The sequence below is a fragment of the uncultured Brachyspira sp. genome (genome assembly GCF_944393015.1).
GTDB lineage: Bacteria > Spirochaetota > Brachyspiria > Brachyspirales > Brachyspiraceae > Brachyspira.
In genome coordinates, this window is record NZ_CALXYQ010000003.1 from 80,891 (window position 1) to 103,918 (window position 23,028).

The 23,028-nt window shown below is 25.8% G+C and carries 16 protein-coding genes; 15 read left to right on the forward strand and 1 reads right to left on the reverse strand.

Annotated elements, in window-relative coordinates; all coding sequences use genetic code 11:
- The first annotated feature begins 113 nt into the window (after positions 1–113).
- The 15 genes from Q0K19_RS02150 to Q0K19_RS02220 all read left to right on the forward strand — a co-directional run bounded on the left by Q0K19_RS02150 (position 114) and on the right by Q0K19_RS02220 (position 21,825).
- Positions 114–1,799 carry a tetratricopeptide repeat protein gene (locus tag Q0K19_RS02150; RefSeq protein ID WP_297244988.1) on the forward strand — a complete coding sequence of 562 codons (1,686 nt, stop codon included), beginning with the start codon at positions 114–116 and terminating at the stop codon, positions 1,797–1,799.
- Positions 1,800–1,888: 89 nt separating this feature from the next.
- On the forward strand, positions 1,889–3,745 hold the full coding sequence (locus Q0K19_RS02155) for a tetratricopeptide repeat protein (RefSeq protein ID WP_297244989.1): 1,857 nt from the start codon (positions 1,889–1,891) through the stop codon (positions 3,743–3,745).
- A 25-nt stretch (positions 3,746–3,770) separates the two neighbouring features.
- Entirely contained in the window at positions 3,771–6,224 is a 2,454-nt protein-coding gene (locus tag Q0K19_RS02160) for a tetratricopeptide repeat protein (RefSeq protein ID WP_297244990.1), read from the forward strand.
- Positions 6,225–6,644: 420 nt separating this feature from the next.
- Positions 6,645–7,907: a tetratricopeptide repeat protein gene (locus Q0K19_RS02165; protein ID WP_297244991.1), complete on the forward strand. Its 1,263-nt coding sequence runs from the start codon at positions 6,645–6,647 to the stop codon at positions 7,905–7,907.
- A gap of 558 nt (positions 7,908–8,465) precedes the next feature.
- Positions 8,466–9,386 (forward strand): ABC transporter permease, encoded by a 921-nt coding sequence (locus Q0K19_RS02170; protein WP_297244992.1) that lies wholly within the window; start codon positions 8,466–8,468, stop codon positions 9,384–9,386.
- 35 nt (positions 9,387–9,421) lie between these two features.
- Complete coding sequence (locus Q0K19_RS02175) at positions 9,422–10,405, forward strand: ABC transporter permease (RefSeq protein WP_014487226.1); 984 nt, start codon at positions 9,422–9,424, stop codon at positions 10,403–10,405.
- 271 nt (positions 10,406–10,676) lie between these two features.
- A complete protein-coding gene (locus Q0K19_RS02180) occupies positions 10,677–11,654 on the forward strand; it encodes an ABC transporter ATP-binding protein (protein ID WP_014487227.1) in 978 nt (325 codons plus the stop codon).
- A 63-nt stretch (positions 11,655–11,717) separates the two neighbouring features.
- Positions 11,718–12,680 carry an ABC transporter ATP-binding protein gene (locus Q0K19_RS02185; RefSeq protein ID WP_297244993.1) on the forward strand — a complete coding sequence of 321 codons (963 nt, stop codon included), beginning with the start codon at positions 11,718–11,720 and terminating at the stop codon, positions 12,678–12,680.
- Positions 12,681–12,699: 19 nt separating this feature from the next.
- The gene (locus tag Q0K19_RS02190; protein ID WP_297244994.1) at positions 12,700–15,465 is read left to right on the forward strand and encodes a membrane protein insertase YidC; all 2,766 of its coding nucleotides are present in this window, start codon (positions 12,700–12,702) and stop codon (positions 15,463–15,465) included.
- A 19-nt stretch (positions 15,466–15,484) separates the two neighbouring features.
- Entirely contained in the window at positions 15,485–17,107 is a 1,623-nt protein-coding gene (locus Q0K19_RS02195) for a hypothetical protein (protein ID WP_297244995.1), read from the forward strand.
- Positions 17,108–17,138: 31 nt separating this feature from the next.
- A complete protein-coding gene (locus Q0K19_RS02200) occupies positions 17,139–17,630 on the forward strand; it encodes a hypothetical protein (protein ID WP_297244996.1) in 492 nt (163 codons plus the stop codon).
- 3 nt (positions 17,631–17,633) lie between these two features.
- Positions 17,634–18,782 carry a hypothetical protein gene (locus Q0K19_RS02205; RefSeq protein ID WP_297244997.1) on the forward strand — a complete coding sequence of 383 codons (1,149 nt, stop codon included), beginning with the start codon at positions 17,634–17,636 and terminating at the stop codon, positions 18,780–18,782.
- An 88-nt stretch (positions 18,783–18,870) separates the two neighbouring features.
- Positions 18,871–20,475 carry a peptide ABC transporter substrate-binding protein gene (locus tag Q0K19_RS02210; RefSeq protein WP_297244998.1) on the forward strand — a complete coding sequence of 535 codons (1,605 nt, stop codon included), beginning with the start codon at positions 18,871–18,873 and terminating at the stop codon, positions 20,473–20,475.
- Positions 20,476–20,547: 72 nt separating this feature from the next.
- Complete coding sequence (locus Q0K19_RS02215; RefSeq protein WP_297244999.1) at positions 20,548–20,991, forward strand: MarR family winged helix-turn-helix transcriptional regulator; 444 nt, start codon at positions 20,548–20,550, stop codon at positions 20,989–20,991.
- Positions 20,992–21,021: 30 nt separating this feature from the next.
- Positions 21,022–21,825, forward strand: a complete 804-nt coding sequence (locus Q0K19_RS02220; protein ID WP_297245000.1) for a hypothetical protein — start codon at positions 21,022–21,024, stop codon at positions 21,823–21,825.
- Here the strand turns inward: Q0K19_RS02220 and Q0K19_RS02225 are convergent.
- Positions 21,822–23,021 (reverse strand): hypothetical protein, encoded by a 1,200-nt coding sequence (locus tag Q0K19_RS02225; RefSeq protein WP_297245001.1) that lies wholly within the window; start codon positions 23,019–23,021, stop codon positions 21,822–21,824. The genes Q0K19_RS02220 and Q0K19_RS02225 overlap by 4 nt on opposite strands.
- Between the last annotated feature and the right edge of the window lie 7 nt (positions 23,022–23,028).

Below are 23,028 nucleotides of genomic sequence, written 5' to 3' on the forward strand. Positions count from 1 at the left end.
GTTTGATTTTTTAATAGATATATTTGATATACAAATTAAGATGTTATAATTAGTTGAAAATATAAAAAAATCAATTATTATGTATTTTATGATAAAATTATAGGGGGAAAACAATGTCATCATCTAAAGAATATTATGAAGAAGCCATTAATTATTGTAAAGAAGGTCAATTCCAAAAGGCATTAGAAGTATTAAAAAAAGTAATAGAATTGGATAAAGATAATTTAGATGCGTATTTATTATCTGGTGATATTAATTTTGAGTTAAATGAAAATGAAGAAGCTATTGAATGCTATAATAAAGCTATAGAGTTGGATAATAATAACAGCTATGCTTATAATAGCAGAGGACTTGCTAAATATAATTTGAGGTTATATGAAGAAGCTATTGAGGATTTTGATAAGGCTATAGAATTAGAGCCTAATAATAGCAATTATTATCGTTACAGAGGGAATGCTAAATATGATTCAGGCTTATATCCTAAGCCTGTCAGATTAGGAGATTATGACAGTGAAGCTTCAAAAAAAGAATCAATGAGATTATATAAAGAGGCGGTTAAAGATTATAATAAAGCTATAGAATTAGACCCTAATAATATTTATTCATACAATAAAAGAGGAGATGCTAAATATGATTTGGGCTTATATGAGGAAGCCATTAAAGATTATGATAAAGTCATAGAATTGGATTCTGATTATTCTTATATGTATTACTGCAGAGGAAATGCCAAAAATAATTTGGGCTTGTATAAAGAAGCGGTTAAAGATTATGATAAAGCTGTAGAGTTAGATCCTGATAATACTGATTATTATATTAAAAGAGGAGAATCTAAAAAGGATTTAGGCTTATATAAAGAAGCGGTTAGAGATTATCTTAAAGCTATAGAGTTGGAGTCTGATAATACTAAAGCTTATGAAAGTATAATTGAGGTTTATGATAAAGTTATAGGATTATACCCTAATAATATTAAATTTTATAAGAGAAGAGGAAAAATTAAACTTTATTTGGGGCAGTATGCAGGTGCAATTATGGATTTTAATAAAATTATAGAATTAGATTCCAATGATATTGATTCTTATAATAAGAGGGGAGTATCTAAAAGGAATTTAGGTTTACATAAAGAAGCTATGAAAGATTTTAATAAAATTATAGATTTAGATGCTAATTATAGTGATGTTTATAAAAATATAGGAAATATTAAAACTGATTTAGGATTATATAAAGAAGCTATGGAATATTTTAAAAGAGCTTTTGAGATTAATCATGATAAAACTTATATTCGTTTTATAGAAGCTATGCAGTGTAATATAGATTTATTGGAAAGAGATATTAATGAATATAATGAAGCTGTCAAATTAAATCCGAATGATATTGATATTTATATTAATAGAGCGGGTGCTGAAAATAGTTTAGGATTATATAAAGAAGCTATTGAAGATTATGACAAGGCTATAGAATTAAATCCTAATAACAGCGTTGTTTATATTAAGAGAGGAGATATTAAAAATTATTTGGGTTTATATAAAGAGGCTATAGAAGATTATAACAAATCTATAGAATTAAATTCTGATTACAGCGATGCTTACAGAAAAAGAGGCGAATCTAAAAATAGCTTGGGATTATATAAAGAAGCTATTGAGGATTATGACAAAGCTATAGAGTTAAACTGCTATAACGGTAATGCTTACAGCGGAAGAGGAGAAGCTAAAGAGAATTTAGGTATGCATGAATATGCTGTAAAAGATTATGATAAGGCTATAGAATTGAATTCTAATATCGATTATTTAGATGCTGTATAGTTTTTAAAATTTAAATTTATATATTTAATTCTAGTATTAAGTAATTTTTGTATTATAATATTGATTAATAATCAATATAGGAACTATAAATGACAAAATTAATTAATTATTTCTTTAACAAACATATAAAGCTATGTAAAATAGAATTAAAAGGTTTTGAAAACGGAGAAGCTGAAGATTTAAGAAAAGATTTAAAAATAGAGGCAAAAAAATGTATAGAAGATGCTAATAATTTTTTAAATAGTATTGATGCAGAAAATTATTCTGATTTTGATGATTTTAACAGAAAGGCAGAAAAATTTAATGATGAGTTAAATAGAATACTTGAAATATTTTATATAAAAGACCCTGAAGAAGAAATTTATACTTATAAAAAATTTATTGATTATTTTCATTATGATAAAACTATGTTTAATGATGAAAGTGATGAAATAGATATTAGTTATTTCGATACTTTGGATGAATATTTAGATTATAACACTAGGGGAGTTGTTAAAAACAATTTAAAAGAGTATCAGGATGCTATAGTATGTTATAATAAAGCTATAGACTTGATTGATAATTATGCATTAGCTTATTATAATAGGGGGGTATCTAAAAGCAATTTGGGATTTTTTAAGAAAGCTATAAAGGATTATGACAAAGCTATAGAATTAAGTAAAAATTATAAAGATGCTTATTATAATAGAGGGTTTGCTAAAAATAATGCTGGATTGCACAAAGAAGCTATTGAAGATTATAATAAGGTTATAGAGTTAGACAATAAAAATATAGATGCATATAATAATAGAGGAGTTTCCAAAAATTATTTACAGCTTTTTGATGAGGCTATGAAAGATTTTAATAAGATTTTAGAGTTAGAGCCTAATAATTATTGTGCCTATAGCAACAGAGGCAATTCTAAAAATGATTTAGGACTTTATAAAGAAGCTATTGAAGATTATAACAAAGCTTTAAAGATTAATCCTAATTTTGCAGATGCTTATTATAATAGAGGAAATTCAAAAAAAGAGTTAGGTTTATTTAAAGAAGCTATTGAAGATTATGATAATGCTATAAAATGGAAACCTAATGATATAAATTCCTATATGAATAGAGGAAATGTTAAATATGATTTAGAATTATATGAAGAATCTATAAAAGATTATGACAAAATTATAAAATTGGATCATAATTATGTAGATGCTTATTATAACAGGGCAAATGCAAAAAGAGAGCTGGGTTTATATAAGGAATCTATAAAAGATTATGATAAAGCTATATATTTAAATCCTAATTATAGTGATGCATATAATAATAGAGGGCTTGCTAAAAGTGAGTTAGGAATGTATGAAGAAGCTATAAAAGATTATGAAGAATCTATAGATTTATGTGCGGATAATCCAGAAGCCTATTATAATATAGGAAGTGCTAAATATGATTTGGATCTTTTAAAAGAATCAATTAAATATTATGATAAGGCTATAGAATTAAGACCGACTTATAGTGAGGCATATAATAACAGGGGACTTTCTAAAAATGATTTGGGACTTTATAAAGAAGCCATAAAAGATTATGATAAATCTATAGAATTAAACCCTAATGACAGCAATACTTATAATAATAGAGGACTTACTAAATATACTTTAGGCTTGTATAAAGAAGCTATCAAAGATTATACTAAGGCTATAGAATTGACTCCTAATTATACAAATGCTTACGGCAATAGAGGAAGTGCTAAAGATGAATTAGGACAGTATCAAGAAGCTATAAAGGATTATGATAAAGCTATAGAATTGGAACCAAATACTGCTTATTTATATAATGATAGAGGATGGGTTAAGAAAAATGCAGGACTATATAAAGAGGCTTTAAAAGATTATAAAAAGGCTTTAGAATTAGATCCTAATAATGAATATGCAAAGAGCAATATTGCAAATCTTAAAAAAGAACATGGCTTGAAATAAAATTAGTTTTATAGGAAATTGTACTATGAATGACAATATTAAAGAATTGCTAGATAAAGCTAAAGAAGCTTATGAAAATAAAGAGTATGAAAAGTCAATTGAATATATTGATAAGGTTATATTTTATAATGGCGATTCTTATGATCTTTATCATAATAGGGGATTATCAAAATTAAATTTGGGTTTATATGAAGAAGCTATAAAAGATTTTGAGAGAGCCATCGAATTGGGTGATGATGGTGAAGCTGTATATTATGATAGAGGTTTGGCAAAATTATATTTAGGTAATTATGAAGAAGCTATAGAAGATTTTAACAGAGTTTTGCAAATAAATAATAATGATATTGATTCTTATATTAATATAGGATTATGTTATCTTTATATGAAAAAATATAAAGAAGCTATAAATATTTATGATGAAGTAATAGCAGATTTTCCTGATAATATTAGTTCTTATAATAATAGGGGATTATGTAAGTTTTATTTATCTCAATTTGAAGAAGCTATAAATGATTTTAATAAAGTTATAGAATTAGATAAAAATGATACAGCAAGTTCGGCATATAATACTATTGGTTTATGTAAATACAATTTGAATGAATTTGATGAAGCTTTGAAATGTTATGAGAAGGCCATAGAGATAAATCCTAATTTAATTAATGCCTATCATAATATTGCTTTGATAAAACATTCTGTGGGATTAGATGATGAGGCTTTATCATATTTGAATAAGGCTTTAGAAATAGATCCTAGCAATATTGAAACATATTTAAAAATTTATTCTATAAAATTAGGTTTAGGTTTAGAGCATGAAGCTAATGAATATTTAAATAAAATTATAGAAATGCATCCTGATGATATTTATGTTTATGATAGAATAGGAAATATAAAAATTGATGCCGGATATATGGAGGAATCTTTAGAATATTTAAAAAAAGCATTAGAAATAAATCCTAATTTTATTGATGCATATTATGATATTGCTTTTGCTTTGCATAAATTAGATTTAAATAATGAGGCTTTGGAATATTTAGAAAAAGCACTTCAAATTTATCCTAATAGTGCAGATACTTATTTCAAAATGTTTTTAATTAAAAGAGCTTTAAGAGATTATGACGGAGCTTTATATTGTTTAAATAAAATACTTGAAATAGATAATACTGATGTTGTTATTTATAATGAAATTGCTTTGATCAAAATAGAATTAGAATTATATGATGAGGCTTTATCATATTTAAATAAGGGTTTAGAAATAGATGATCATAATGCTGAAATATATAATAGTATTGGATTAGTATATCATTATAAAAAAGATTATGAAGAAGCTATTAAAAATTTTAATAAGGCTATAGAATTAAATACTTCTATGGCTAGTGCTTATTATAATATTGGTTTGGCATATTATGAAATGCATGATTATAAAAACTCAATTCGATATTATAATAAGGCATTAGAGATAAATCCTCAGTATGCATCTGCCTATATTAATTTAGGACTTATTAAACATAATTTAGGAAACTATAAAGAAGCTATTGACTATTATAAAAAAGCATTAGAAATAAATCCTGATTATAGTTTGGCTTATTATAATATAGCTCTTGCTGAAATGAGTTTAGAAGATTATAAAAATTCTTTGGAAGATTTTAATAAATCATTAGAATTAGGCTATAATGAAGCAGACATTTATATTAATATAGGACTTATATATTCAAGACAATCTATATATGATAAAGCTATAGAGTATTATAATAAAGTGTTAGAGATAAATCCTAATAAAGTTAATGCTTATTATAATATTGCTTTTTGTTTATCTAACATGGATAAATATGAAGAAGCTTTAGAAATATATGATAAAGTTATAAGAATGTATCCCGGTAATTTTGATGTTTATTATGAAAGAGGATATACTAAATACAGGGCATTGAAGTATGAGGAGGCTATAAGAGATTTTGATATTATTATAAATGTGAATTCCAAACATTATAATGCTTATTATTATAGAGGCTGTTCTAAAAAATATTTAAAGAATTATGATGAAGCAATAAATGATTTGAATAAGGCTATAGAATATGATCCGAATAATCCTAACTATTACAGTGAAAAGGCTTCTTGCTATGATTCTTTAAATAAGTATAGAGAAAGTATTGAAAATTATGATAAAGCTATTGAATTAAAAGATGATGATTGGTTTTTATATATTTTAAGAGCTAAAGAGAAATTTCTTTTATCAAAGGAAACTAATTCAGAAAATAAAACAAATGATAAGAAATCGTTTTTTAATAAAATTATATCAAAAATTGCTTTATCTAAAAATTACACTGATTTAGAAAAGTCAGCATTAAATGATTTAGAAAAATCTTATAAGTTAGCTTTAGAAGATGAATTTTATCTTATGGTATTTAAAGATATTATAAAAGATGAATTTAGCAATATAGATTTGGCAGCTGAATTTTGTAAAGATAAGAATATTACTTTATAAATTATAATATTAGCAGCTGTTTTATTTTTGGAAAAATAACAATAAAAAATTAACAAACTTAAAAAGTTTTAGTATATACTGAAAATTTTTCAATTTGTCAACTGATGGACTTTATATAAAATTATCTACTTTTTTGCCGCACAAAAAAGCAGCAAAAAACGCAATTGCTATAATTTTATATTTTAAGAATATTTATCAAATATGGTGTAATACCCTAATTTTAGGTTAAAAATGCAGTTGTTTTGGTTCTTTTATACCAATAAAAGAACTGGGGTATGGGGCAAAGCCCCATATATTAAAAAGAAACTATAGTTTTATTTTTTACAAAATATCGTTGTTTAAATGTATACTATGATATAATTGTATAATATACAAAATTGTAACTTGTATGTTAATAATAAATAGTTATAGGAGTTAAAAATGGCAACAATGACTAATTTTCTATTCGGACAACATTTAGAAGAATCTAAAAATAAATTAGAGAATTTGCAAAAAGAATTAAATAAATGTTTAGATGAATTTAATGATTTTTTAAATAATATTGATGCAGAAAATTATTCTGATTTTGATGATTTCAATGACAAAGCAAAAACTTTTAATGAAGAATTAAATAAAATAATGTCAGATAAACAAAATTTTATAGTCAGTTTTACAAATATAGTTGACAATAAGAAAGAAGTTGATATTGATCGTTTAAACAATCTTACTGATTATCATGATTTTAATTCTAAAGGTATTTATAAAAGTGCTAATGGAGAATATGCAGAAGCTATAAAATATTATGATGAGGCTATAAAGTTAAACCCTAATATGGCAAATGCTTATTATAACAAAGCTATTGCCAAAACTAAACTTGGACTTTTAAAAGAAGTTATAGAAGAATATGATAAGGCTATAGAGTTAAGAGCTGATTATACTTATGCTTATTATAACAGAGGACTTCTTAAAAGTGATTTAGGACTTTTAGAAGAAGCTATAAAAGATTTTGATAAAGCTTTATCAATAGATCCTAATTTATTTGATGCTTATAATAATAAAGGATTATTAGAAGATGAGTTGGGATTTTCTAAAGAAGCTATAAAAGATTTTAACAAAGCTATAAAATTAAATCCTAATTATGCTCTTGCATATAATAATAGGGGAAATGCCAAAGATAATTTAGGACTTTATGAAGAAGCTATTAAAGATTATGATAAAGCTATAAAATTAAATCCTAATTATGCTCTTGCATATAATAATAGGGGAAATGCCAAAGATAATTTAGGACTTTATGAAGAAGCTATTAAAGATTATGATAAAGCTATAAAATTAAATCCTGATGATACAGATGCTTATAATAACAGAGGTAATGCCAAATATAATTTAGAGCTTTATGAAGAAGCTATTAAAGATTATGATAAAGCTATAAAATTAAATCCTAATTATGCTTTTGCATATAATAATAGGGGAAATGCTAAAGATAATTTAGGACTTTATGAAGAAGCTATAGAAGATTTTGATAAGGCTATAAAATTAAATCCTGATTATGCAGATGCTTATAATAACAGAGGTCTTACTAAGGAAAATTTAGGTCTTTATGAAGATGCATTAAAAGATTATAAGAAGGCTTTAAAATTGGATCCTAATAATGAATGTGCCAGAGAAAATGTAAAACGTATTAAAGAAGAATATGGTTTGAAATGAAGTTGTAATATAACCAAACGACTATATTTTGTCGAAAATTATTTTATTATTTTTATTATTTGTGGGGACTAGCCCCACCGCTCTGCGTACTCGTAACCCCCCACTTCTTTTGCCGACGCTCTGCGTGCCGTAGGCAAGGCACCTACTCGGTGGTGCCCCAAAGAAGCTATATCCTCGACAAGCTCGGATACGCTTCGCGAAAGGTTACATTTGGGATTTAATTTAATAAATTATCTTACATGTGAGACAATTTTAGTATGATTTAGTACTAATTCTATCCTTGCACTTTTTGGTTCTTTTTGTGGCGGGAAAAAGAACAATATGAAAATTGATAGACTTAAAAATTTTTAGTATATATTAATAATTAAGCATATACAGATTTTTTTTATTATTTCTGTATATGCTCTTACTATTAATATGTAATTTTTCATTATAAATAGTTTAGTTTATAATTTTGATATTAAATTTGGTTTATTTAAAGTTTGACAAAAGTTAATTTTTATTAGATAATATGATGTCAATAAAAATTTGTCAAAAAATTAATTAAAGGTATTGTGTATGTTTTCTTATGTTGTTAAAAGATTATTAGTCTCACTTTTAACCCTTTTTGTTATAGTAACAATAACATTCTTTTTAATGCATACAGTACCGGGCGGACCTTTTGTAGGTGAAAAACCGCTTAGTAAAGTAGCATTGGAAAACTTAAATAGAAAATACGGACTTGATAAGCCCTTAATAGTTCAGTATGGTAATTATTTAAATAATGCTATTAAAGGAGATTTGGGTACTTCTCTTACTAAAATAGGACAATCAGTTTCCGGTACAATAGTAAGGGCATTCCCTGTATCTTTCAGACTTGGAATATTCAGTATGTTTATTTCTACTACTATAGGAGTTTTATTTGGAATAGTTGCGGCATTAAGGCATGGTAAGTTTGTAGATAGGGCTGTTATGGTGGCGGCTACTTTAGGTATAGCAGTACCTAGTTTCGTTGTAGCTACTGTTTCTATTATTATATTTTCCGTAAAATTAAAACTGCTTCCTGCTTATGGATTCGATTCTTTTTCTCAATATATAATGCCGGGATTTGCTTTATCTTTTAGTTCTTTAAGTTTTATGGCAAGACTTATGAGAAGTTCAATGCTTGATGTTATACACCAAGATTATATAAAAACAGCCAGAGCAAAAGGTATATCAAGAAGCATAATCATATTTAAGCATGCTTTAAGAAATGCTATCATACCAATAGTTACATATATAGGACCTCTTGCTGCAGGTATTCTTACAGGTTCATTCGTTGTAGAAAAGATATTCAATATACCGGGGCTTGGAAGATATTTCGTTGAAAGCATCACTCAAAGAGATTATCCTACAATATTAGGAGTTACAATATTCTACGGAGCTTTTTTGATAGCTATGAATTTCTTGGTTGACTTATCCTATGGTATTATAGACCCTAGAATAAAAATACAGGAATAATTTTTTATAATTTTTATAAAGGCGGAAATTAACTAATGGAAAATAGTTTAGATAAATCATTATTTGTAAAAGCAACGGATGAAGAAAAAGCTTCAGCTGAAGTAAAAAGAGAAAGTGTCACCTATTGGCAGGATGCATATAGAAGATTCAAAAAAAATAGAGTTGCTTTGGTTTCTATTATAGTTATAGCTATTATAGCCATTCTTTCTATTATAATACCTATGATTTCTGAGTATGGATATGCTCAAATAAATAGAGGAGTTGAAAACAGCCTTCCTACATTGGAACATCCATTCGGAACAGATACTTTGGGCAGAGATTTGCTTGTAAGATGTATGATAGGTGCTAGAATATCGCTTTTAATTGGTATTGTATCTGCTACTTTAGTTGTAATAATAGGTATAGTTTATGGTTCTATATCAGGATATTTCGGAGGACTTACCGACAGCATTATGATGCGTATCGTTGATATAATAAGTGCAGTACCTACACTTTTAGTAGTTGTATTATTATCAGTTGTTCTTAAAGCTCCTATGGATAAGTTATTTTTACAAAATGAATCTTTAAGAGGAATAGGACTTTTAGGGCCTGGACTTTTCAGTATATTTATAGTTATATCTTTGCTTTATTGGACTAATATGGCTAGAATGACAAGAGGACAGATTTTAGCATTAAAAGGACAGGAATTTGTAACTGCAGCTAGAGCTTTAGGTACTCCTCATAGCAGAATAATTTTTAAACATTTAATACCTAATGCAATGGGGGCAATAATAGTATCAGCAATGGTTCAGATACCTAATGCTATATTCGTTGAGGCATTTTTAAGTTTCTTGGGATTGGGAGTTAGTGCTCCTATGGTTTCGCTTGGTTCTTTAACTTCAAATGCTGTAAGCGGAGTTTATTCTTATCCTTATCAGCTGCTTTTTCCTGCTGCTTTGATAAGTATTATAATACTTTGCTTTAATTTGGTTGGTGATGGTTTAAGGGATGCATTAGACCCAAGAATGAAGAACAGATAAATATATAAAAATTGTGAGCATCCGATAAGTTTACTTGTCGGACACTATTGCCGAAGGCATGCAAGCAGGCGAACAATTTTTATTAGCAATAACATTATAAAAATTGAGAGGGTTCTATAAGTTTACTTGTCGTACCCTATTGCCGAAGGCATGCAGAGCAGGCGAACAATTTTTATTAGCAATAACATTATGAAAATTGTGAGCGTCCGATAAGTTTACTTGTCGGACACTATTAGCGAACAATTTTTATTAGCAATAATAAGGATTGAATATGGAAAATGGTCATTTGTTAGAAGTAAAAAATTTAAGCGTATCTTTCTTTACTCCTCTTGGAGAAGTTAAAGCAGTTAATAATATATCGTATAAATTAGATAAATCAAAAGTATTGGGTATAGTAGGAGAATCCGGAAGCGGTAAAAGTGTATCAGCATACTCTATTATGGGACTCATTGAAGAACCCGGAAAGATTATGAATGGAGAAATACTTTTTGAAGGCACTGATTTAATTAAACTTTCAGAGCATGAGAAAAAGAAAATCAGAGGCGATTCAATATCAATGATATTCCAAGACCCTATGACTTGTCTTAATCCTGTATACACAATAGGCAATCAGTTAATGGAAGCATTGACTACGCATCAAAAAATAAGCAAAACAGATGCTATAGAGAGAATAGTTGAGCTTTTAACTTTAGTGGGTATTAATGAACCTAGAAGAAGAATAAAACAGTATCCGCATGAACTTTCAGGCGGTATGCGTCAGCGTATAATGATAGCTATGGCACTTGCAGGAGATCCTAAAATACTTATAGCCGATGAGCCTACAACTGCATTAGATGTTACTATACAGGCACAGATACTTGAGCTTATAAAAGATATACAGAAAAAAATAAATATGGCTGTTATACTTATTACGCATGACTTCGGTATAGTAGCCGATATGGCTGATGATATTATAGTTATGTACGGCGGCGGTATTGTTGAGAGAGGAACAGTATTCGATATATTTGAACGTCCTAAACATCCTTATACTTTAGGTCTTTTGAAATCACTTCCTCGTATTGATATAAAGCAGGACAGACTCATTCCTATAGAAGGAACACCAATAGACTTGCTTAATATGAAAGCAGGATGTCCTTTCAGTACAAGATGCGAAGAATGTATGAAGGTATGTATTGATAATAAGCCGCCTATAACAGAATTTGAGAAAGGGCATTTTTCAGCTTGCTGGCTTCATCAAATGCCTAATTAATTTTAATACTTTACTTAATTAATAAGAAGAAATAAAAAATAGCGTTGTATAAAGAGAGTTTTTATGGCACCTTTAATAGAAATACAAGATTTGAAACAACATTTTAAGATAAAAGGCGGATTCTTCGGAAGAAATATACAGACTGTTAAAGCTGTTGACGGAGTAAGTTTTACTATAAATAAAGGAGAAACTTTCGGGCTTGTTGGAGAATCCGGAAGCGGTAAAACTACATTAGGAAGAACTTTGCTTCATTTGTATAAACCTACCAGCGGAAAAATATTTTTTAATGGAGAAGAAGTTAATAAAGAAAATTATAGAAATTATGCTAAGAAAATGCAGATAATTTTCCAAGACCCTTATGCATCACTTAATCCGCGTATGACAGTAGAAGATATAATAGGCGAGGCATTAGATGTTCATAAACTTTATTCTACAAAAGATGAGAGAAGAGAAAAAATAATAAATCTTCTTAAACTTGTAGGACTTAATGCTGAACAGGCACAGAGATATCCTCATGAATTTTCAGGCGGACAAAGACAGCGTATCGGTATAGCCAGAGCTTTGGCAGTTAATCCGGAGTTTATAGTATGCGATGAGCCGGTATCTGCATTAGATGTATCCATTCAGGCTCAAATTATCAATATGCTTTATGATATGCAGCATGATATGGGACTTACTTATTTATTCATAGCACATGATTTAGCAGTTGTTCGTCAGATATCAAAAAGAATAGGTGTTATGTATTTGGGCAATATTGTTGAACTTACTGATAGTGAATCATTATACACAAAATCACTTCACCCTTATACTCAATCTTTGATTTCAGCAATACCAATATCAGAGCCTTCAATTGCAAAGACTAAGCAGAGAATAATACTTTCAGGTGAGATACCTTCTCCAATAAATCCTCCTTCAGGATGTAAATTTAGAACTAGATGTCCTAAAGCCGAAGCTGTTTGTGCAGAGAAAGTTCCAGAATTTAGAGAGGTTGAAAACGGACATTATTGTGCTTGCCATTTAGTTTGATATATCAAAAAGGAAACGTATGAATATTTTTTACAACATTTTTATATATCCGATTCAATTTTTTATAGAAATTATATTTTATATATTAAAAGTACATACTGAAAGCTCTAATACAGTTAGTATTATATTACTGAGTATATTTGTTAATATTATTTCTTTGCCTCTTTATAATATAGCAGAAAAATGGCAGAAAAGAGAAAGGGATATACAAAATAAAATGAAGCCTATGATAGACAATATTAAGTCTGTTTATAAGGGAGATCAAAGATTCTTACTTATAAGGGCTTGTTATCGTATAAATGGTTATAAAACTATATACGCTTTCAGAGGCACATTAGGATTATTGATACAAATTCCTTTTTTTATAGCTGCTTATAATTTTATCAGCAATATACCCGGTTTAGAATTAGAAAAATTTTGGTTTATTAATGATTTGTCAAAACCAGATGCTCTTTTAAAACTAGGAAATTACAGCATAAATATACTTCCTTTTATAATGACTTTATTTAGTTTGCTTTCAGGTCTTGTATATGCTAAAAAATTAACACTAAAGGAGCAGATTCCTTTATACGCTATTAGTTTAATATTTTTGTTTGTATTATATAATTCTCCATCAGCTTTACTTATTTATTGGACTGTGAATTGTATATTTTCTTTTGTAAAAAATATAATACTTGAAACTAAAAATGGTGTATTAGTAAAATATATAGGAAAAGGATTTAGAATTTTATATTATGCCTATTTTGTATGTTTCATTTTTATTACATTTTTATTTTTATTTAGATCTAATATAATAAAATTGGCTAAGAAATATGATTTCTTAAATAATTTTGTGTTGTATGTAAAATCATATTATGATATGCTTTCTATATGGATTATATTAACTTTATGTATGGCTGTTTATTTTTATATAAAAAAGTCAAAAGATATAATTATTACAAAAAATAAATTTTTATTATTCATATTTTCCATTATTTCTTTAGCTATTTTAGCAGGATTATTTATACCTTCAGCTTTGATTGGAAGTTCAGGTCAGGAATTTGATTTGCCATTTTTATTAATTGGAAGTAATTTTTCAAAGTTTATAGGATTTTTTGTAATTTATCCTATTGGTATTTATTTTTTATTTTCTGATAAAATAAAAAATTTATTGATATACTTATATAGTTTTATATCTTTTTATTCTATAATAAATACATTTTTAATGGTTGGTAATTACGGAAATATAAATACTGATTTTAAATTTGAATTGGAATATTTACTTGTAGCTTCTTCTTTACAAACTATTATTAGTGTAATTATAAGTTTATTATTAATATTAATAATTTATTTTATATTGAAAAAGAGAAAAGAAATATTTCTGATTAATATTAATTTATTGTTTATAATTGTACTTGTAATATTATCTGTTTCAAATTTATTTATAATTAATCGTGAGCAAGAAATTTTGAAAAATATTAATGCTTCTTCCGGCACAAAAGTGTACAATAATAAAGTATTTAATATATCAACTACCGGAACTAATGTATTTATAATGATTTTTGATAGAGCAGCACCTCAATATTATACTATTGCATTTGATAGATTTCCGGAACTTGAAGAACAAATGGATGGTTTTTTATGGTATACTAATAATGTATCTTTTTATGATTATACTGTATCTAGCATACAAAGTTTATATGGAGGTTATGAATATACGCCTTATGAACTTACAACAAATAATTATGTACTTGTAGAAAAACATAATGAAGCATTGCTTATGCTTCCTCAATTATTTTATAATAATGGATATACTTCTGTAATGTTTGAACCAATATATGCTAATTTTTCTCAGGTTACAGATTTATCCTTATTTGCTAAGCACACTAATATTAATGCTTATAAGGCTGATTTTTCTCTTGTTCAAGATTATATTGATACATTGATAGATAAAGAAAATATGAACAGAGAAACAAAAATCACTATTAATAATAGTGAAGAAGAAATTATGAGTACTAAGATGTCTAAAAATTTTAGATTTTCTATTTTTAGAATGCTTCCTATATACAGCAGAAATTCTTTCTATAAAAAAAATTGGCTTTTATTTGATTCAAGTCAATATACTAAAAGTTTTAACACAAGTATAAAAGAATACTCTTTTTTGACATCTTTAAGTAATTTAACTACCATTAATTCTAATGGTAACTATTTTAACTTTTTCTATAACGCAGCAACACATGAACCTTATAATATAAATAGTGATTTTGAACCTCATTTTGATAATATGGAGATACCTAAAGAAGATTTAGATTTTTTTGTAACAGAGTTTAATACTAGGTCTTATTATGTTAATGTCGCTTCAATAAAACAAGTAATAAAATTTTGTGATTTTTTAAAAAGTATTAATGCTTATGATAATACAAAAATAATAATAGTTTCTGATCACTCATATTTTTACACTCCTTCTTTAATGATTGATTTAGGTATGGAACAATATAATGGATATTGGGCATTGTTATTGATGAAAGATTTTAATTCTAGAGGGAAATTAAAAAGAAGCGGAGAATTTATGACAACAGCTGAAACTGCATATCTTGCCAGCAGACATTTGACTAATAGAGTAAATCCTTATACTGGTAAAATTATTACAAATGATTATAAAAATCATGGAGCTTTTTTAGTTGATAATGTCAGTTGGAGATTGGAAGATAAGCAAATGAGAAGTTTTAATTTCGATTCTTACTATATTGTAAAAGATAATATATTTGAAAAGACTAATTGGCAAAAATTCAATTATGAAAAATAATTTATAATTTGGAGTAAAAATGAAATCATTGAATATAAATATAATATTATGCTCTATTTTATTAGTAACTTCTTTTATTGTTAACATAGCTTTAGATATATATATAGTTCCAAGAAGATTTGTAAGGACAGATCAGGAACAGCATTACTATGATATGAAAAGATGGTATGAAAGTAAAAAATTTCCTGTTACAAGTGCCAGATTTACAAATAGTCATACTATAGATAATGAGTTTGAGACAGGAAGAGTTCCGGGAGGAGCTTATTATGTATTTTATATATTATTTTATAAATTGGCTTCAGAAAGTTTATTAGGTGCTAAAATAATTAATTTAATATTCAGTCTTTTAATATTATTTGTATTTTTGTTTTGGTTTTATAAGAAATACGGATTGACAATTACATCTTTTTTAGGGGCATTATTATTAATTAATCCTTATTTTATAATGTCATCAACTGATTTTTGGAATCCAAATTCGGCTTTGATTTTTAGCTTTTTATTATTCATTTTTTTATACGAATATATAAATAGTAAAAATGAAAATATTGTTAAATTCTCAGCAGTTATTATATTTCCAATAGTAGCAATTATTGCTCAGTTTCATTTCTTTACTTTTTTTTCTATAGTACCTACTATTATTGTTTATCTAATAATTAGATTTAAACGTACTAAAAAATATTTTATATTTTGGGTAATAGGTGTATTTTTATCTTTTTTAGAATATGTTCCATATTTAGTAAATGAATTACAAAATGATTTTTTTAATATGAAAATGATTTTTTCTACTAAATCTGGTTTTTCATCTTTTCCTTTTCCGCAAATTCATTCAATTATTTTGTTAACTACAAATGAAATGTCAATATACCATTCTAGCAATATGGAAGGTATAGTGAATTTCTGGAAAAGTATTCCTTATTCTCCATTTATTATAACATTCTTATTTTTGACTATACTATTTTCAGCTTTCTGCTTTATAAGAAGTATTTATATTTTCTTTTCTAAAAAATATGATAAAAATTCACCTAATGAAAATACTCTTATTGAGATGATATTTATTATTTTGATATATATTCCAGTAACAATATTTTTTAATATTGTATTTGTTTCAAAAGTTGGAGCTTTCCACTACTTTTTTTCTTTTTTTATTATGTTCTATGTTCCTATTATATTATTTTTAGTACAAAAAATAAAACTATTAGAATCAAAAAATAAAATACGTTTAATATTTTTTATAATTTTTATGTTAAATATTTTGGCTAATGTACTTCAATTAAGTTTCTATATAAAAAATTATGAAGAGCCAATGAATGTTGCTAATATAAAAAATATAATTAAATCTATTTATGATGATTCTAAGGGCATAGATGTAAATTTAATTTCTATATATGGGGAAAGAACTAGTACATATTGTGATATATCAAAGATTTATTTTCCTGAATACACATTGAATTGTAATAATGGTACAAATTTATATGTACTTATTGATTTTATAAAGTTAAAAAATTCAGATGATCCAGCTTATCCTAAATATATAAATTATTTAGCTACTAATTCTAAAACAATTTATACAAATAAATATATATTAGTTTATAAATTTAATCATGATACTAATGAATTATTAAATTTAGAACATTTCAAATAAATATTTGTAAATTATGGATTAGGAATGAATTATGGAAAAAAAGATTAATTATGTTTTATTAATATTAATTATATGTGCTATTATTATAAGTGTAATTTCTAATTTTTACTTTCAAAGAAATTCTTTTTTATCTACAGATAATGAACAGCATTTTTATGATATGAGAAAAGCTTATGATGAAAAATATATACCTCATACAGGAGCAAGACTAGTTACGAACGGACTTTTAGTTAGTGATGATATAGCGAGAGTTCCAGGAGCAGGATTTTATTCAAAATTTTTATTATTATTTAATTTAGGCGGAGAAAATTATTATACAGCTAGAATTATTGATGTTAGTTTGTATTTATTAGTTTTATTTATATTTCTAGTTTGGATTTATTTTAGATTTGGAATAGTATCTGCTGCTATTATGACTTCTTTTATAGCTGTAAGCTGCATTTTATTTGAGGCTACTACTTCTTTTACTAATCCTAATCCTGTTGTTATGTTTTCATTTCTATTTTGTATATTTTTTGTATAGTATTTGAGAGATGAAAAATATTCAAAAGTTTTTGCTGCACTTTTATTTCCGATTTTAGCTATTATGGGACAATTTCATTTTGCTGTATATTATGGTATTGTTCCTACGCTTTTAGTTTATTTAATCATTAAAAGAGATTACTCTAAAAAATATTTAAAATATTTAGCTTTAGGAGTATTTATATCATTTTTATTATATTTACCATATCTAATAGTGGAAATTCAAAATGGATTTAATAATTCTTTGAAAATGATTAATTTATCAAAAAGTTATACCGTTCCATTTTATAAACGTTTCCCTCAAATATATGCCCAAATAATATTTCCTACTTTTACATTAAATAAATTTGATGTAAAAACAGCATTAACTTATTGGGGTATATTTAGTCCTATAGTGATAATTACAATAATAATTTCTCATGTTATAGTAATTGCTTCTTTTATATATTCTATTATGTTTTTATGTAAGAAAGATTTATTTAAATGTAAAAGATTTAAAAATGATACAATATTAAAAGAAGTATTATTCTTTTATTTTTTGTATATACCTGTTGCTATACTTTGTCCTATGATTTTAAAAGGTAAAGGAGGAGGATATGTTTATCATTTTTCAATGTTTGCATTATCTTTCTTTACTATTTTACTATTTACAAATTATTTATATTATGAAAAAAATAAATTATTTATGTTTTTAATAATATTTATGTTTATTCATATATTTGCTGTTCCTTGGCATTATTATAAACAGACTTATAAATATTCTTTAGTTGGTAAAAAACAAAGACTTACTTATGATGCTGTAAAAAATATGGCTAAAGATGCTAATGGAGAACCATATAAGTTATATTCAAGGGATATATTTAATTATGCTCAAAATTTATTTTTAACAGAGAAAGAAAACTCTTCATCTGTTTCTAATTATAAAATAGAATATTTAATAACAGAAAACACTAATTCAGCACTTTATAGATATAATGATGATGATAGAGCTAAAGAAAAAGAACCTGATAGAGCTTTAACATTATATTATTGGTATAGTACTGCTAATAGACAAAATTTTGATGATAATAGTGGACAATTTGTATTTGATAGTAATTCGGTATTAATTTATACAAATGAATTGTTTAATTTGTATAGAAATAAATTGAATTAATTTTTGTTTATTGAAATATTTTTTCTTGACAATACTTTATTATGAAATATAATTCCAATAAATAAATAACATACTAAGGTTAGGTACAATGAAAAAGTATTTTTATTTAGTTTTTATTATTTCTGTTTTTATATTTTCATGCTCAAATAAGTCTAATATTGAAGATAATGCGGTATATGTAAATTTAGGTGCTGAACCTAAAACTATAGACCCTGCTTTGAATATAACATTGCAAGGCTCTACTTATGTAACTCATTTATTTGAATGTTTAACTACTAAGTATAAAGATATTGCTATTCAGCCTGGAGCTGCAGAGAGTTGGGATATATCTGAAGACGGACTTACATATATATTTCATTTAAGAACTAATGGAAAATGGTCTGACGGAAAGCCTTTAACTGCTCATGATTTTGAATACTCTTGGAAAAGGGTAGTTGATCCTGATACTGCAAGCGAGCCTAGTTATTTATTTGAGCCTATACTTAATTTCTCTAATGTTAATGGCGGATATATGCCTGTTGATGAATTTGGCATAAAAGCTATAGATGATTATACTTTAGAAGTGAAATTAGAATATCCTACAGCTTATTTTTTGGAGCTTGTTAACTTACCTGTATTTTCACCAGTAAGAAAGGATATGGTTGAAAAAGATCCTGATAATTGGACTAGAAACCCTAAAACTTGTATAGGTAATGGAGCTTTTGCTTTGTATGAAAGAAAACCTGATCAAAGTATTACAGTTGTAAAAAATACTAATTATTGGGCAGCTGATACTATAGTTGCTGAAAAAATTAAATTTGTTCTTATGGATAATCCTAATTCTGCAGTTGCTGGAGTCAAAGAAGGTTCTTTACATTTTTCAGATCAATTTCCTTATCAGGATATAGATACTTTGAAAGAGGAAGGATATATTGATATTGCAACAAGAATAGGTACTCAGTATTATGCTTTGAATACAACTAATGAAACTTTAAAAGATAAAAGGGTAAGAAAAGCATTATCTCTTGCAATAGATAGAAACTATATAGTTGAAAATGTTTTAAAGTCTGGTAAGCCTGCAGGATCATTAGTTCCTTGGGGTGTTACAGATGTTGAAGGATATTTCAGGGATAATGCTGGTGAATATATAAGCACTAATAAAGAAGATTATAAAAAGAATGTAGAAGAAGCTCAGAGATTAATGGCTGAAGCAGGTTATCCTAATGGCGAAGGTTTTCCTGTATTAGAATTTTTCCTTACTTTCAGCAATGATATACCTATGTTTGAAGCTGTTCAGAATATGTGGAAAGTTAATCTTGGAATAGATGTTAAACTTACTCAAATGGAATTTGCTCCATTTATACATGCATTTAGGACAGAAAGAAATTATACTATGGCTGCAGCAAGCTGGACAGGAAGTTATAATGACCCTACTACTTTTTTAGGTATGTTTGTAAGCTATTCATATAAAAATCACTCTCTATTTACTAATAAAGCATTTGATGATGCTATAATTGCAGCTTCAAAAACTATAGATCAGAATATTAGAATGAGGGAATTGCATAAAGCTGAAAAAATATTGATAGAGGATGAGGCAGTTATAATACCTATAGCATATTTTGAGCCTGCTGTATTAAAAAGTCCGAATTTGAAAGATGTATTTTATATACCTTTTGCTCAGTATAAATTTTCATATTCTTATTTAGAAAAATAAATATTGATTTATGATAAAAAATGTATATCATATAGTATATGTGGAAATTGAATTGCTGAGGAAGAATTTATTATGGAAGACATTTTTATAGGAAAATTAATTAAAGAACTGCATACAACTTTAGATAATAGATTTAATAGATTTTTAGATAAGCATAAACTTACATCTTCACAGATGGATATACTGATGTTTCTTTATCATAATGAAGAAAAAGTTATAAATCAAAGAGATATAGAAAATTTTTTGGGTTTAAGCAATCCTACAATAGCAGGTACTTTATATCGTCTCGAAAAAAAGGGGTTTATAAAAAGAAAAGTAAGCTTGGAAGATAAAAGGTATAAGGAAATTTATCTTACTCAAAAAAGTAAAAAATTGAAAGAAATTGTATTTGAAGACATAAGAAAAAATAATGAAGTTATGTTTTCCAATATGTCCGATGAGGAAAAAGAAACTTTAGTTTTTATAATACAAAAACTTCTTAGTAATATACAAGATAAAGATAATACTTTTAACTAGCTTTATATGAGGTAAATACAAATAAGAGTTATGCATTCTATTGAAGTTGATAAAAAAGCTAAAAAAATATTATTCAATTATTTCTGGAAAAACGGCTGGATAGATGATAGTAAAATGCATATAAATGAAGAAGATTTTTTATATGCAAAAGAAAAAGGCTTGATGTTTGACTTTTCAAAAGAAATTATTAAATATGATGATCTTATAAAAAATATATATATTCTAATAAAAGAAATTGATTTTAATAATACAGTCAAAGCCTTTTTATGCAGTTTATCATCTAGGGCTATTCATTTAAGAAGTTTCATATCTAGTTATTATTTATCTAAAAAAATGATGTCTTATGATTTTTCAAACACTGAAAATATAGAAAAAGAATTTTATAATAAATACAATATTATGATAGATGATTTTCATTTAGAATATCAGAATGTTTATAATTTTGAGAAGTATAAATGGGGCGGAGTGAGACTTGAACAATTATCTTATATTTATTTTGATTTAAGAGAGTTTAGTAAAATTGATTTTGAGTTCAATCCTACAAAAGAAGATATAAATATTTTTAATGCTATATTAGAAAGAATAGATTCTTATAATATAAAAAATGATTCTGCAAATAAAATGCAAAATATATTAAAGGATATATTGAAATCATCAAAAGCTGAAAGAATTATTCTTTTGGAAATACTTGCATATTTAGATATTTTAGAAGCCAAAGAAGAAAGAGACTATAGATATACAGAATTATCAGAAAAGCTAATGAATTGGAGAGGGGGAGACTCCTATAATAAAGTTAATGCTAAAAATATATTCGGAAATTATTTACATATTTAATTTATATACATTATTGGCATAACAAAACATACAAATACAGAAAATACCAAATATACATATACAAACATTATAGGTTTATTATCTATAACTATATTTAATGTATTATTATCCTCTCTGTTTTGAAATGAACTTATAAAAGATTTAATAGTATTTATAGAAATCAATATTAAATGTATGAAAAATATTATATTCAAAATGATTAATGTTAATTTATTCGGGGTGAGTCCGTAATTTACTATTCTATATATAGTTGCTGTGATAGTTAATATATCGAAAAGTAATGCAAATATTGGAACTATAAGATACATTGCTTTTATAAATATATTCGATTTTTTTTCCATTCTTGTAAACATTAAATTAATTATAGTTAATGATAGAATTATATTATATAATATGTATACAAATCTATTATCATATGGTCTTGATTCATAAGGAAGTATAAGAAACATCATTATAAATATAGTGAATAGATTAATCACTAAAATGAATCTTGAAATATACATTGATATTATAGATTTAGTATTATTATATATTTTATATGCTATAAACGGTACGAATCCATACAAAAATATTATAAGACATATAACAATTTTTGCTATTGTAAATCCAATATCTGTTGATGATGAAAATAATGCTGCTATAGAAAATCCAACAATAAAAAGTCCGTAAAATAATATAGCCAAAATTGTACTGCTTCCTGTATTAAGTATTAAAAACCAGGTAAAAGTATCTCCGAATGAAGTAAAAAAGTCAGATATAGAATCAGTATCCATTACATTAAATGAATTGTATGAAAGCATCATTATTACGAAAAAGATAATATTAAAAAATATAATTCTATTTGCTAATATTTGAAAGTCTGGAGTATCGAAAGGAGGCATATAAACATAATTAAAAAATATATTAGAAAAACTTGCAATCAAAGATATAAATAAAAATGATAAGAATGTAATTAAAATAAGTTTTTTATTTAAATTATTTAAATGAAAAACTATAGTAAAACAAAATATATAAAAACTAATAAAGAAATGTATATTTAAAAATATTGGAAGTATATAGTTTTCATCTATATTTTTTAATGTAATTATATAAATACATGTAGGAATAGTTGATATTGCTGCTATTAATATATATTGTAATGTTTTTAAATAATTTTTCTTCTTTGTATTATTTTGAGTAGTTAAATTATTATTCATTTCATAA